Genomic DNA, 13825 nt, shown 5'->3' on the forward strand with positions numbered 1-13825 from the left:
ACACCGCACTCTCTATTGTTGAATCGCCAGGCTTTACAGCCCCAGCGATAAGCGTAATTTTTCTTTCCAGCTCAGCGCAGCTCGCTCGCGCAGCGGCTCCCGCATCGCTTCGACAATTGCATGCCCTACCGCACGGAACGTGTAACGCTGCTCTACCAGGGTTTGGCCAGCCGCCGAAATGGTCTCGGTCAGCTGCGGTGACTCACGCAACAACGCCAGTTTTTCGCGAATTTCCTCGCGCGTTCGATAAAGCACAATGTTTTGCATATCGACAAAACCCAGGGCGCGATTCTCTTTTTCCCCTTGGTCGTAAGCAAACAACACACAACCGCAGGCCATGGCTTCGAAGTTCTTGATCATGTACTCGCCCATGCCAACGTCGGCACTGACAAAACAACGGATCCGGCTCAACGTTTCGCAGTATTCCTCGCCCGACTTGGTGCGCGTGATCAACAGGTTTTCGACCTCGGCCACCGATTCGAGCATGGCTTTGCGCCCGGCATAGGCAACGCTGTTGAGACTGCCGACGAAACCCAGCTCGATATCACGCTCACGCTGACGGTTTTGCAGCAGCGACTGGTCGTAACCCTTGGGTACGAAATGGGCATCAAAACCTTCGTCACACAAACGCTGGCTGACCATGTATCCCGAGCTGATCACCCGCGCCCACGGCAATTTGCGGTAATGAGCACTGAATTTTCCGGTGTATTTGCACGGGATGTAATTCTGATACGCGTCGTGTTCAAGGATAACCAGATTCGGCAGTGTCTGGATGAACCGCACCTGTCTGATTTCTTTTTTGAAGCGCAGAAAAAACACGATTCGATCGTAAAGAGACACATCGACATGCTTGCGGAAATACCCACGCAAGTCGTCCTGCTCGGCACTGCTCAGCTCACGCTTGTCGCAATCGCAGGACTCGGCGATACCGTCGTACAGTCGATCGAGGATCGCTCGTTGCTCTTTCTGCACCAGAAACAGGACTTTCAATTAGCTTCTCTCTTGCTTGCCAGGCTGCTCTTGGACCCAGAACAGCTCATGGCGTCGCACTGTTTTACGGAAAAACTCGTTTTCACCAAAAGCCGGCCAGCGACGGCCTGCAAGGCAACGTTGAATACACCGCCGAAGAAGTCGCTTGAGGGGAAGTGGAGGTTGGAGGTCATGCATCATGCCCAACGACATTGCTTTACTCCACTGATGCTCCATCGACAGGCTGGGTGCCCATGGCCGCAAGGGCTCATCAGCATTGAGCTGCGGCGGCAACGCCACACCCGTGCCAGCGTCACCCATTGGCCAACGATCGTTGTCATGCAAGTGATTGGCATAGTGCAACAGTGTTCCGGGCTGCCAGACAGTAGCGCTCAGCGCCTGCATGACGGCCTGCTGGGAGCAGATATGGTCCGGATGCGGGTCGAAACGCGGATGTGGCAAAACAATGACCTGGGGCTGAATACGCTCGATCAGCTCGCTCAGGTCACCCAGCAGATTGTTCCAGGAAGGGACACCATCAGCATCACTGCCCAGGGCGAATGGATTGAACTGCCGGAAAAAACGCGTATCACCAAGCTGTGCCTCGCGGGACACAACGGCTTCGCCTGGCTCGCTCTGCATCAAGGGTAATTGCAGACAGAAATACCCCAGCTGGATACAGCGTTGTTGGGGCACCCCTCCCCACAACGGCACACTGACACTGTCCCAGGCGCGCAGCGAACCCTTCAACCGTGCAGCCTCGACCCCATCAAGCCCCATCTGCCGATAGTGTTCGGCTTCAATTTCACCGGCCGTCAACGTGACGATCCAGGCTTCATCTGCCTGACTGTACAGGCCGTAGGCCGCCAGCTCCGCATCATCGGCATGAGGTGCGATGACCATCACCCGCTGACGACGGTAATCCGGATGCTCGAAGGCCCACAACACGGGTTCGCCTAGCAATCGACAAAAACGCCCACGCAGACGCAAGTCACCTTGTGACAGCGTCTGCGCCTGACCACTGAGATTGAGATAACGCAGGCCGTTCACACCACGCTCGAAGGTTTGCCGATCCGGGTTATCGCCCCCGGACAACTCGACCACCGGATCGAGGAAGCGTCCCAGCCAGGTGCTTTTGATCCGCAACGCCAACACCAGCGTCGCGTCGTCAACCAGCATGACACCGTCGTCCAGCCGCAGATGCTCGCCGCTCAAGTGGACCTTGGGCTGTGGCGTGTAAGGCGGGAAGCTGTACGCGTAATCGTCAGCGGGCGAGTAGAACAAATGATCGGCAAACCAGGCCTCGTGGGCAATCCAGCCCAGCACCGCGAGCACCAGCGGCACCCACCACGCGACCAATGTGCCAATAACAGCCAACAGCACCAGCGCAATCATCAGGCCAATGCGTTTATTGCGCCGATGGCGCTTGAGCAATTGTTGTTTGCGGCTCATGACCTGGCTCATACGGTGAAGACCGGCACGGGGTTGCACCAGCGGTCCTTGTATTCACGGTCGGCGCGACCAAAGGAAAAGCGCAACGGTTTGTCCTGCGCGCGGGCATGTTCCCAGGCACTTTGCGTGTTGAGGAAGCTCAATACGCTGCCGGGGCTGAACTCGCGGGTTTCGGGATCAACACCGCCATTGATGTACTCGACACTGATCCACTGCGGCGTCTCGACGCGGTACACCAGTTGAATCGCAATCGGCGCATCGTTGAGGAAAATCACCGAGCCGATCAGCAACTCACGCAGCAACTCGATGACCTCGGCCATGCGTTCAGCGCCAGTCGCCGGGAAACCCCAGCGGCGCTGGAACAGATCGCAATAAATCGCGGCCAGTTCGCTGCTGGAGAATTCGGATACCGGTCGCACCACACCACCCGCCTCTTCCAGCAAACGCAATTCGCGGCGCTGGTTATAGCGAAATTTCTTGGACAGCTCTTCCGGTGTGCGGGCCATGGCCAACTGTTCGGCCTGCAACTTGATGCCAGTGAAACGCCCTTCGTTCAGCGCTGACAAATAGCGTGCGCGATGACGCAAAGGCGCTTGGGCATCAGCCGCTGCCGGAAGAATGATCTCGGCATTCCCCAGGTCGAACAGCCCTTTCTTGCCATGGCGCTTGAGTACGTCCTTGGACAAGGCGAGGTCGCGGCCCCAGGTCGCAATGGCTGCCTTGACGTCACCGTCCTGCATCCAGGCCAGGTAACGCACCGGGATGCCGGCCAGTTTCGCCAAACGTTCGACCACAACAGGGTGCGTTGCGACGCTGCCGCCATATCGCTGCCAGGTTTGGCTGTAAACCGAAGCGTCGACGACCGCCCAGCCACGTTCACGCCAGCCTTGAAATCGGTTGAGCATCAGCCCCTCTGTGCCAGTTCGGTAACGTGGGGCAAGTGCCAGAATGCATCGCGAACCGCACGGTCAGAGAAGCGCTCGCGCAAGCGCTCGAGCATCAGCTCGGCACACTGGCGACGCTGATGCTCGTCCATTGCGGCCAGATGCTGCAGACCTTGAGCCAGGTGTTTGGCATCGCCCAGCGGAAACAGAATGCCGACGCCTTCGACCACTTCCCTGGCCCCACCGCACGCAGTGGCCAGCAACGGTACACCGGCAGCCATGGCTTCCAGCAACACCATGCCGAACGGTTCGTGGTCGGAACTCAGGGCAAACACATCAAAGGCACTAAAATAGCGACGTGCATCGGGGACCTGACCGAGAAACAGCACCCGATCACCCATGCCAAGCTCACGGGCCTGCGCCTTGAGATCCTCTTCCAGCCGCCCTGAACCGAGGATCACCAGTTGGCTATTGGCCGGCAACCCCGGTAATGCTTCGGCAAATCCGTCCAGCAACGTGGCCTGATCCTTGTCCGGATGCAGGCGTCCGACGTTGCCGACAATCCAGGCGTCCGCCGCCAGGCCAAGGGTTTCACGGGCCTCACGAGCCGACACCTGGGTCGCCTGCAAGGCATCCACATCAATTCGGTTGTACAACGTCTGAATACGCGACGCCGGCCATTTCGGCAGGCAGCTGCGCATGTCGTCGCGCACGGCATCGGACACGCCGATCAAGCTCAAGCGTTTGCGCAAGAGGTGCGCGAACAGCTTGCGACTGCCGCGTTTGTAATCGTCAAACGCGTGGTGCACGCCAATTACCGGCAAAGACGTGCCGAGCAAGGCGATATAGATCGGTTTGAAGCGGTGAGCGATGCAGAAACTGAAGTTGCGCGAAGCGGCGATCTTGCGCAGATCACCGATGGCGCCCAGCTTCAGGCCACGAATGGCCTTGGAGCTGTACTCCATGAACAGCACTTCATCGGAAGCGCAGCCCTCGGCGACATCGGCATCGGCGACCCCGGTGAGAAACACCGTGGTCACCCGATAACCGGTCCCCGCGAACAGGCTGGCGTACTGCCGGGCGCAGTCCAGAAACGGGCCGTCATAGCCGTGGCAGAACTGCAACACATGGCGTTCAGCCGAGCGTGTCATAGGCGTTTGCGCCCTCTTTAACCACCAGGATGTCTTCCATGATCAGATACTGTAGATCCGAACCGAAGAACATGTTCAGCGCATCGGTCGGTGAGCAGATCATCGGCTCGCCGCGACGGTTGAGCGAGGTGTTCAGCGACACACCGTTACCGGTCAGCACTTCCAGCGCTTTCATCATGTCGTAGTAGCGCGGGTTGTATTCACGCTTGAGCACCTGGGCACGGGAAGTGCCGTCTTCGTGGACGACTTCCGGCACGCGGGTTTTCCACTCTTCCGCCACTTCGAAGGTGAACGTCATGAACGGGGCCGGGTGATCGATCTTGATCATCTGCGACGCCACGGTGTCGAGCATCGACGGGCAGAAAGGCCTCCAGCGCTCGCGGAACTTGATCTGGTGGTTGATGCGGTCGGCCACGCCGGGAATGCTCGGGCACCCGATGATCGAACGACCACCCAATGCACGCGGACCGAACTCCATGCGACCCTGGAACCAGGCCACCGGGTTGCCATCGACCATGATCCTGGCGATCTGCTCAGGCATGTTGTCGAGTTTGCGCCAGTTCGGCTTGTCGGCATGACGGGCGCAGGCTGCGATCACGTCTTCGTTGCTGTACGACGGACCGAGGTAGACGTGTTCCATCTTCTCGACCGGAACGCCACGGGCGTGGGACACATAGGCGGCGGCGCCGACTGCGGTACCGGCATCGCCGGATGCAGGCTGCACAAACAGCTCTTTGACGTCGTCGCGGGCAATGATTTTCTGGTTCAGCTTGACGTTCAACGCACAGCCACCGGCATAGGCCAGTTTGCCGGTTTCCTTGAGCACGTCGCCCAGGTAGTGGTCGATCATCTGCAGCGAAATTTTTTCGAACAGTGCTTGAATGCTGGCGGCGTAGTGGATATACGGCTCGTCGGCGATGTCGCCTTCGCGCTTGGGACCCAGCCACTCGATCAGCTTCGGCGAGAAGTAGTAACCCTTGCCCTTCTCTTTGTAGCGACGCAGGCCGATGACGTTGGCGTAGTCGGTGTTGATTACCAGCTCGCCGTTTTCGAACGAAGCCAGGCGGGAGAAATCGTATTTGCTGGCGTCACCGTACGGCGCCATGCCCATGACCTTGAACTCACCGTCGAGCATGTCGAAACCGAGGAACTCGGTGATCGCGCCGTACAGGCCGCCGAGGGAGTCCGGATCGAAGAATTCCTTGATCTTGTGGATCTTGCCGTTTTCGCCGTAACCGAAGAAGGTCGTGGCGTACTCGCCCTTGCCGTCGATGCCCAGGATCGCGGTTTTCTCTTTGAAACCGGAGCAGTGATACGCGCTGGAGGCGTGGGCCAGGTGGTGTTCGACCGGCTCGATCTTGATCTTCTTCGGATCAAAACCCAATTGCTCCAGGCACCAGACGATCTTGTTGCGATAGCGCTTGTAGCGACGGTTGCCCATCAGGATCGCGTCGAGGGCACGGTCCGGGGCGTACCAGTAACGCTTGGCGTACTGCCAGCGGGCCTTGCCGAACAGGCTGATCGGAGCGAACGGGATCGCTACCACGTCAACGTCGGAAGGTTTGATACCGGCCTGTTCCAGGCAGAACTTCGCCGATTCGTAGGGCATGCGGTTCTTTGCATGTTTATCGCGTACGAAGCGCTCTTCTTCAGCCGCCGCGACCAGCTTGCCGTCGATGTACAAGGCTGCGGAAGGATCATGGCTAAGGGCGCCGGACAGGCCAAGAATCGTCAATGCCACAGGGGTCTAGCCTCTTAAGTCTGCGTGCAGGCGACAAGCGCCTCAAAAATTAATGTGCCCTCGCAATGGGCGAGAGACAGCTAAAGGGCGGGATTATAACTTAAAAGCAGTGGCAAACCTCTAGCTGCAAGCGGCAAGCACCGAAGCGATGGTCTAACCGGTGCTTATCCACGGGACGGCCGCCAGTAAATCGAGAGGTTTCCGTCCACGCCCTGCCGATAGATCGTGTACGGCAAGACAACGGTATCCAGCGCACCTGACAGGGCGAGGTCCACCAGAATGAGCGGAACGAGGAAACCTGTGGGGTCAGGCGGTGCGTTCAGCACGCAGAAGTCGTAAGTGAGGCCGCTATAGACCCGGGGAATGGACTGGCAATAGGTCTTTTGCCTGCGCAGGTCCTGCGCCGCCTCAGCGTCATCCTGCAGGACCGTCGCCGCCGTCCCGCATCCGCCCAAAGCCAGTGATAGAACACCTGATGAAACCGCCATTTTTATCGTCACAGCCTGCCCTCCGAGAACGTCAGGCAAGCTAGCATCGTGGCGATTTCAGCCACAGTTCATGGCTTCTGAAGTTGATGTAGGACGGATCCCAAGCGCTTGTCGCCGCTCTCGGCCCTATTCAGGCAGCGGTGAAAGCATCCTTGGGCAAACGCTGATTGATTTTCTGATACAGCGCACTGCTTTCGGCCCAATTGCGCATAAACCGCGCGCGATCCCGTGCATAGGCCGGGGCAAAGCTGCCGACGGAGCTGTGCTGACACATTGAGTCGAGATCGATCAGCGCCCAGCGATCCCCCTGCCAGAACAGGTTGTGACCCTTGAAGTCGCCATGACTGATACGTTCGCGAATCAGCTCGGCAAACAGATGATCCAGCGCGGCCAACTCGGACTCAGGTGCATCGCCACGCTCAACATACGGCGCGAAGCGCTCGATGATGTCCGGCCCGGGCAAATACTCGGTGATCAAATAAGCCCGGCTGCGCAACCACAGATAACGCTTTTCCAGCATCGCCAGCGGTTTGGGCGTGGCGATCCCGAGGAACGCCAGGCGATTGCCTTCGCGCCAGGAATGCCAGGCGCGGCTCGGGCGCCAGAAGCGCTTGAGCCAGTGAGCAACCCCTTTGATGTTGTAGCGTTTGATCACCAGCGTGCGGCCATCCACTTCGACCTTGCCGACGCTCGCTGCGCCGCCGGTCTTGTACAGGTGCCCCTGATCGAGCAAGGCATCGGCCTGCTCCAGCACCGGCAACATGGCCGCCTCTTCCTCGCGACGAATCGCCCGCAAGCCGAACGCATCGCGCTGCACACTGAACAGCGTGCATTCGCGGCCAACCTTGACCAGGTAGTCCTTGAGGCGCCATTGGCGAACCTTGTCGATCTGCTTCTGCAACGCTTCCATGGGCAAGGCGTGTTCGCCGTTACTGAGCAGGTAATACACCAGCAACTCTTCGGTGAACGGCTCCAGCGTTTTGGGCAACTGAGCGAAAAACACACCGAGGTTTTCCAGGACTTTCTGCCGTGAAAGCGGCTGGCCCGGCGTTTCCGAGCAGATACCACCGCCGTCGATCAAGTACAGACGACCGCCCTGACGCAACAGATTGTCCAGATGCAGGTCTTCCTGCCACAGGCCTTTGCGGTGCATTTGCCCGATCGCGCCCAAAGCCTCGGCCAGTACCGCCCCTTGCCCATCGGACAGTACGGGCTGGCGCTCAACCTGCTTCCAGGTATCGCCCAGGCTTTCGGCTCGCTCCAGAAACTCGAACAACAGCCAGCCACCCTCGCCTTCTTCCAGGCCATCGGCCAGCAACTGCGGCGTGGTCAACCCTTGGGCGGCAAGCAAGCGAACGCCATCCAGCTCGCGCTGAAAATGCCTCGCCGCCCTGGTGCCGACCAGCAACTTGGCCAGCACCGGCCGGCCACGCCAGACGCCGGCACCGACATAGCGCTGCCCCGGCAACACCCGCAGCAAGCTCAACAGTTGCAGATCGGCGGGGCCAGCGGCGTCGGCCAGTGACACTGTCAGTGGCAGGGCCGGGAGACGGCCAGCGGTTTTCAGTTCAGACAAACGCATCAATGCGCCCCTTTGTGACTACGGCGTGCCATCAGGCGCTGCAACCAGCTATCGATCAGAGCACTTTCCTGGCCTTGATCCAGATAAGCGGCGAGCAATTCACGCAACTGAGACTCGTCCCATTGAGGGGCGCGGCGTGTCAGCGGTTCCAGGTCCTTGACCCGGTCACGCTGCCCGTAAAGTAACGGCCGGGTCTTTTCCAGATCAATCAACTGAGCCTGATAGCCGCTGCCGGTTGTTTTCAGAAAAATGTGCTTGGGGTAGAAGCAACCATGCACCTGACGCGCTGCGTGCAGTTGCCGCGCCAGTACACCGCAGGCCTTGAGGATGTGCGAATGCTGTTGCGTGCTCAGGTCCGTCCAGCGCTGCAACAGCGAATCCAGATCGCTCCAGCCATCCAGCGCGCGGGTCAACAGGATCGCCCGGACCTCTCCATCAACCTTTCGCTCGCCGTAGAACGCCGCTTGCATCGCCGGGATGCCCATTTTCTGATAGCGCAGGATGTTACGAAATTCGTGGGCGAAGCTTGGTTCGCCGAACGGTGCGCGCAACGTGCGGGTCATGTAATTGCTCTGGCGTTTCAGGTAGAAACCCTGACCTTCCAGGTCCAGCCGAAACACGCTACTCCAGCCTCCGCGCCCAGTATTGGGCTCATCCACCGCGTCGAGTTGCTTGCCCCAGAGCGCATCGAACGTGCCAAGACCATGCCGTTCAAGCAGCGCACGATCTTCAGCCGCCAGGAAATCAATCATTCGCGTCCCTCGAAAAATCTCACCACGTGCCGGATGCGCTTTTTATCGGCTGCATTGAGCCGGGTCCGGTTGCGGTATTGCAGGTAGAAACGCAGGCGCTGGGTCGCTGACAGCTGATACTTGGCGACCTTGTCCAGGCATGCCAGGTCCTTGGTAATGCGGTAATTGAGCCAGAAACCCCGCCAGAAATCACCATTGGGGCAATCGATCAGGAACAGTCGGGCCTGATCGTCGATCAGCAGGTTGCGCCACTTCAGATCGTTATGGGTGAAACGACGGTCATGCATGGTTCGGGTGTACTGGGCCAGCTGGCGGCTGACGGCGTCGACCCAGGCGCGATCCGCCAGTTTGGGATCGCGCCGTTCGGCCAATGCCGACAGGTCTTCAGTATTGGGTAATTCGCGGGTAATCATCGCACCGCGATCGTACGCCGCGCCGCGTCGTTCGAGCCCCCACGCCACCACTTCGGCGGTGGGAATGCCCCACTTGGCGAAGCGCTTGAGGTTTTGCCATTCCATTTTCACTCGGGGTTTGCCGATATAGCGACGCAACCCCTTGCCGGCGCCCACGTAGCGTTTGACATAGTAATTGACGCCATTGCGCCGCACGCGGATGACCTCGGACAGCGGATCGCGGGTCAGTCGCTCACCCTGAAGCGAGAACACCGCTTCAAGGCTGCCGAAGTCCACTGCCAGATCGCTGTAAGCCGGTTCCAGTCTCCAACCGGACATCAGAGCGCATCCCCGTATCGCTGTTTTCGGTCGTAGAGCTTGTTCGCCTTGCCTTCGAGCCAGTTCAGCAATCCGGCTTCTTCGCCCAGGATCTGCCGCAGCGGTCGCTGGAAATAGCCCTTGAGGAAGCGCAGCTTGTCGCGCCGGGTCAGGCCGATGTCCAGTGCGGAAAAGTACAGCGCCGCCAGGTCTTTGTTGCGCCAGCGCTGGGTGATCGCCGGACGGGTCTGGGCGCGATGCAGGTCGATCACCGAGAGTTTGAAATCATCGGCGGTCACCGGTTTATCGGTGTGCAGCAGGAAGTGGCAGATGTAGCAGTCGCGGTGATTGACGCCAGCGCGGTGCATCATGCCGGTCATGCGTGCGACTTCGGCGATCAGCGCACGCTTGAGCGTTGGCTCCGGCGGTTGCTTGATCCAGTTGATGCTGAAATCTTCAAGACTGACGGTTGGCGCCAGTTCTTCGGTGACGATGAACGAATGCTGATCGGCGGGATTGCTGCCCTTTTCGCCGTAAGCGACGGCGGTCATGGTCGGCACGCCGGCTTCCTGCAAGCGCTGAATGGCCTTCCACTCCTGGCCTGCGCCGAGTACCGGCAGCTTGGCGGTGAGCAGGTTCTTGAAGATTTCACCCCAGCCGATGCCACGGTGGATCTTCACGAAAAACCCGCGACCGTTCACCTCGGTACGCAGGGTTCGGCGCGCTTCAAGCTCGCGGTACACCTCGCCCTGCAAGCCCTCGACTTCGGCGAAGGGGTCACGTCCAGCCCAGAGGCTCTTGAACGGTTCAGCCAGCATCAACTTCATTTAGCCTGCTCCGCCAGAATCACATCGGCCGCGTGTTGCGGCATGCTGTAGAGGTCGGCCGTCTCGGCGAAGGCCAGACCATTGCGGCTCCAGGCCGCCCGTGCCTGAGCGTCATTCAACATGCCGGTCAGGTACTGCGTCAGTTGCGTCTGCTCGAAAGGCTCATCCAGCACCAGGCCAGCGTCAGCCTCGGCGATGTAATGCGCGTAACCGCAGACCGCGCTCACCAGCACCGGCAACCCGGCGACCAAGGCTTCAAGCAGAACGGTGCCAGTGTTTTCGTTGTACGCCGGATGAATCAACAGATCGGCACCCAGCAGGAAACGCGGGATATCGCTGCGCCCTTTAAGGAACGTCACGTTGTCGCCCAGCCCCAGCGTCGCACTCTGCATCTGGAATAATTTGGGGTCGTCCTGGCCAATTACAAACAGGCGAGTGCGTTTCTTCAGATCAGCGGGCAATGCCGCCAACGCCTTGAGGCTTCGATCCACGCCCTTGGTCTTGAACCCGGAGCCGATCTGAACCAGCAACAGCTCATCGTCCTTCAGGCTGAATTCGGCACGGAAACCGGCGCGAATTTCGTCGGCATCCGCCGGCCGGCGACGGTCCTGGGCGATACCCGGTGGCAGCAAGTGGAAGCGCTCCAGCGGGGTGTCGTAATGCTTGATGAACAGCGGCTGCTGGACTTCGGAAATCATCAGGACTTCAGTCTTGGCGTCCTTGGCGAACACCGCCCGCTCGTACTCGGCGAAGTGACGATAGCGGCCCCAGCGACGGTACAGCGAATTGCGCAGGTTCTGCGCCTTGTCTTCGAAACAGCCGTCGGCAGCGTAGTAGACGTCCAGGCCCGGCATCTTGTTGAAGCCAATCAGGCGGTCGACCGGGCGCTTGGCCAGGTCCGCTTCCATCCACTCGCTGAGCTTTTCGTTGCGTCGATGATTGAAGAACGCCTTGACCGGCGCCACCAGCACTTCGAAGCCCGGCGGCACGTCGCCTTCCCAGATCAGCGTGTAGACGCGAATCTGATGGCCGCGCTTCTGGCACTCCAGAGCGATGCGCATGAAATCGCGCTGCAAACCACCAAACGGAAAGTATTTGTACAGGACAAATGCCAATTGCATCAGCGCAGCTCCTCAGCCAGTAACAACGTGCTCAGTCGGCTGGCGACACGCTCGGGATTCAGACGCGTGAAGCACAGGGGCCACTCGCGCTTCAGGTCAAACTGACGGGCATCTTCGGCCGTCGGTTGATAGGTGCATTTCTTTTGCAGGCATGGCGAGCAAGGGAAATCGCTGGCCAGGTGGATCTGCGATTTGCCGTAGGCGCCGGTCAGGCCCGGATTGGTCGGGCCGAACAGTGACAGTGTCGGCACGTCCAGCGCGGCGGCCAGATGACCGAGGCCGGTGTCCACCGCGACGCAGGCCTGTGCGCCTGCCAGCACCTTGCCGACACCGGCCAGGTTCAGCTTCGGCAGGACTTCGGCGTGCTTGAAGCCTGCCGCAATGCGCTCGGCACGGGCCTTCTCCGCCGGATTGCCCCACGGCAGTTTCACGCCCACACCGAGATAACCGACACGCTCGGTCAGCTCGCGCCAGTAGGCTTCGGGCCAGTGTTTGGTGTCCCAGGTAGTGCCGTGCAAAAACAGCACGTAGGGATTCTTGCGCGGCAACTCGACCAGACGTTCGACGCTCAAACCGTAATCGCCCAGGCCTTTGGGCAAGTCATAGCCCAGCGCGATGGCGAACAACTGACGAACCCGCTCCACTGCGTGCTGACCACGGGCAACCGCCAGACGCCGATCGTAGAAGCGTGCCGCGATCGGTTCGCGGGCCGAACTCTTGTCGAACCCGGCCACCGGCGCTTTGACGTAACGGGTCAGCCAGGCACTTTTCAGAAGCCCCTGAGCGTCGATCACCAGATCGTATTTTGTGGCGCGAATGCTTTGCTTGAAGCGTTTCCACTCACCACTCTTGATGGTTTGCCAGATGTTCTTGCGCCAGCGACGGATCGCCACCGGAATCACCTTGCCCACGGCCGGGTGCCAGGTCGGGATTTCGGCGAAGCCCTCTTCCACCACCCAGTCGAACTGAATGCCGGGAATGGCCCGCGCCGCGTCGGTCAGCGCCGGCAACGCGTGAATCACGTCGCCCAGCGATGAAGTCTTGATCAACAGAACGCGCAAACTATTTGACCTCGACCACAGTGCCCTGCAACCGCTGCAAGGCTTCGTTCACCGCTTGCGGCATCAGTTGGCGCAAGCAGTTGTAATGGCCGAAACGGCAGGTGCGATCGAAGCACGGGCTGCACTCGATGCCCAGGCGAACGACTTCGACGTGCTCGGCCAGCGGCGGCGTGAAACCTGGCGACGTCGAACCGTAGACCGCAACCAGCGGGCGGTTCAGCGCGGCGGCGACGTGCATCAGGCCGGAATCGTTGGACACCACCGCATCGGCGCAGGACATCAGGTCGATGGCTTCGGCCAGCGAGGTGCCGCCGCTGAGGTTGACCGACTCTTCACGCAGGCCGGGAATCAGCCGCGCGCGGATGTCTTCGCCCACGGCGTGGTCGTTTTTCGAACCGAACAGCCAGACTTGCCAGCCCTCGCGGATTTTCGCTTCCGCCACTTTCGCGTAATGCTCGGACGGCCAACGCTTGGATTCGCCGAACTCGGCGCCGGGGCACAGCACCAACACCGGGCGATCGAGGGTCAAGCCGAACTTGGCCAGTGCCGCCTCGCGGGTGACCGGGTCGATTTGCAGCGTCGGGCGCGGGTACGGTGTTGGCAGCTCGACACCTGGCTCGAAAGCGAGCGCCATAAAGCGCTCGATCATCAGCGGATAACGGTCTTTGTCCAGCGTGCGCACATCATTAAGCAGGCCGTAACGGAACTCGCCACGCCAGCCGGTGCGTTTCGGGATGCCAGCAAAGAACGGCACCAGCGCCGATTTCAAGGAGTTTGGCAACAGGATCGCCTGATCGTACTGACCGGCCAGGGATTTGCCGATGCGCCGACGCGTGGCTAATTCGAGTGCGCCATGGCCGAGCGGGAAGCTCAAGGCCTGGCGAACTTCGGGCATGCGCTCAAGAATCGGCCGGCTCCACTCGGGGGCCAGCACGTCGATTTCGCATTGCGGGTGGCGCTGTTTGAGACACTGAAAGAGTGTCTGCGCCATCACCATGTCACCGACCCAACTGGGCCCAACGATCAGAATTTTCATGTGGTTTCCATAAACGAACCGGGGAGGCCTACGCCTCCCCGCCTCGAAAAT

The 13825-nt window shown here is 60.0% G+C and carries 13 protein-coding genes; all 13 read right to left on the reverse strand.

Translation table 11 applies throughout. The annotated features are described in order from the left end of the window. Nucleotides 1–33: 33 nt before the first annotated feature. The 13 genes from CKW19_RS02400 to waaF all read right to left on the reverse strand — a co-directional run bounded on the left by CKW19_RS02400 (nt 34) and on the right by waaF (nt 13774). Complete coding sequence (locus CKW19_RS02400; protein WP_095056408.1) at nt 34–990, reverse strand: glycosyltransferase; 957 nt, start codon at nt 988–990, stop codon at nt 34–36. Then, nucleotides 991–2421 carry a PIG-L deacetylase family protein gene (locus tag CKW19_RS02405; RefSeq protein ID WP_095056514.1) on the reverse strand — a complete coding sequence of 477 codons (1431 nt, stop codon included), beginning with the start codon at nt 2419–2421 and terminating at the stop codon, nt 991–993. It lies immediately after the preceding gene. Nucleotides 2422–2429: 8 nt separating this feature from the next. Continuing rightward, nucleotides 2430–3326, reverse strand: coding sequence for an antimicrobial resistance protein Mig-14 (locus CKW19_RS02410; protein ID WP_095056409.1), 897 nt, complete (start codon nt 3324–3326; stop codon nt 2430–2432). Beyond that, nucleotides 3326–4456 (reverse strand): glycosyltransferase, encoded by a 1131-nt coding sequence (locus CKW19_RS02415; protein WP_095056410.1) that lies wholly within the window; start codon nt 4454–4456, stop codon nt 3326–3328. The genes CKW19_RS02410 and CKW19_RS02415 overlap by 1 nt, the downstream gene beginning before the upstream one ends. Further along, complete coding sequence (locus CKW19_RS02420) at nt 4440–6197, reverse strand: carbamoyltransferase (protein ID WP_095056411.1); 1758 nt, start codon at nt 6195–6197, stop codon at nt 4440–4442. Before CKW19_RS02420 ends, CKW19_RS02415 begins: the two co-directional genes overlap by 17 nt. Nucleotides 6198–6361: 164 nt before the next feature. Continuing rightward, complete coding sequence (locus CKW19_RS02425) at nt 6362–6697, reverse strand: YceK/YidQ family lipoprotein (protein ID WP_095056515.1); 336 nt, start codon at nt 6695–6697, stop codon at nt 6362–6364. A gap of 118 nt (nt 6698–6815) precedes the next feature. Then, complete coding sequence (locus tag CKW19_RS02430; RefSeq protein WP_095056412.1) at nt 6816–8267, reverse strand: lipopolysaccharide kinase InaA family protein; 1452 nt, start codon at nt 8265–8267, stop codon at nt 6816–6818. Then, a complete protein-coding gene (locus tag CKW19_RS02435) occupies nt 8267–9019 on the reverse strand; it encodes a lipopolysaccharide kinase InaA family protein (RefSeq protein ID WP_095056413.1) in 753 nt (250 codons plus the stop codon). Before CKW19_RS02435 ends, CKW19_RS02430 begins: the two co-directional genes overlap by 1 nt. Further along, a complete protein-coding gene (locus CKW19_RS02440) occupies nt 9016–9750 on the reverse strand; it encodes a lipopolysaccharide kinase InaA family protein (protein ID WP_095056414.1) in 735 nt (244 codons plus the stop codon). The genes CKW19_RS02435 and CKW19_RS02440 overlap by 4 nt, the downstream gene beginning before the upstream one ends. Next, nucleotides 9750–10556 carry a lipopolysaccharide core heptose(I) kinase RfaP gene (gene rfaP / locus CKW19_RS02445; protein WP_095056415.1) on the reverse strand — a complete coding sequence of 269 codons (807 nt, stop codon included), beginning with the start codon at nt 10554–10556 and terminating at the stop codon, nt 9750–9752. The genes CKW19_RS02440 and rfaP overlap by 1 nt, the downstream gene beginning before the upstream one ends. Continuing rightward, on the reverse strand, nt 10553–11677 hold the full coding sequence (locus CKW19_RS02450; RefSeq protein WP_095056416.1) for a glycosyltransferase family 4 protein: 1125 nt from the start codon (nt 11675–11677) through the stop codon (nt 10553–10555). Before CKW19_RS02450 ends, rfaP begins: the two co-directional genes overlap by 4 nt. Continuing rightward, nucleotides 11677–12738: a lipopolysaccharide heptosyltransferase I gene (gene waaC / locus CKW19_RS02455; protein WP_095056417.1), complete on the reverse strand. Its 1062-nt coding sequence runs from the start codon at nt 12736–12738 to the stop codon at nt 11677–11679. Before waaC ends, CKW19_RS02450 begins: the two co-directional genes overlap by 1 nt. A gap of 1 nt (nt 12739) precedes the next feature. Then, the gene (gene waaF, locus CKW19_RS02460) at nt 12740–13774 is read right to left on the reverse strand and encodes a lipopolysaccharide heptosyltransferase II (protein ID WP_095056418.1); all 1035 of its coding nucleotides are present in this window, start codon (nt 13772–13774) and stop codon (nt 12740–12742) included. Nucleotides 13775–13825 lie beyond the last annotated feature (51 nt).

The organism is Pseudomonas sp. Irchel s3f7 (assembly GCF_900187615.1).
Lineage (GTDB): Bacteria > Pseudomonadota > Gammaproteobacteria > Pseudomonadales > Pseudomonadaceae > Aquipseudomonas.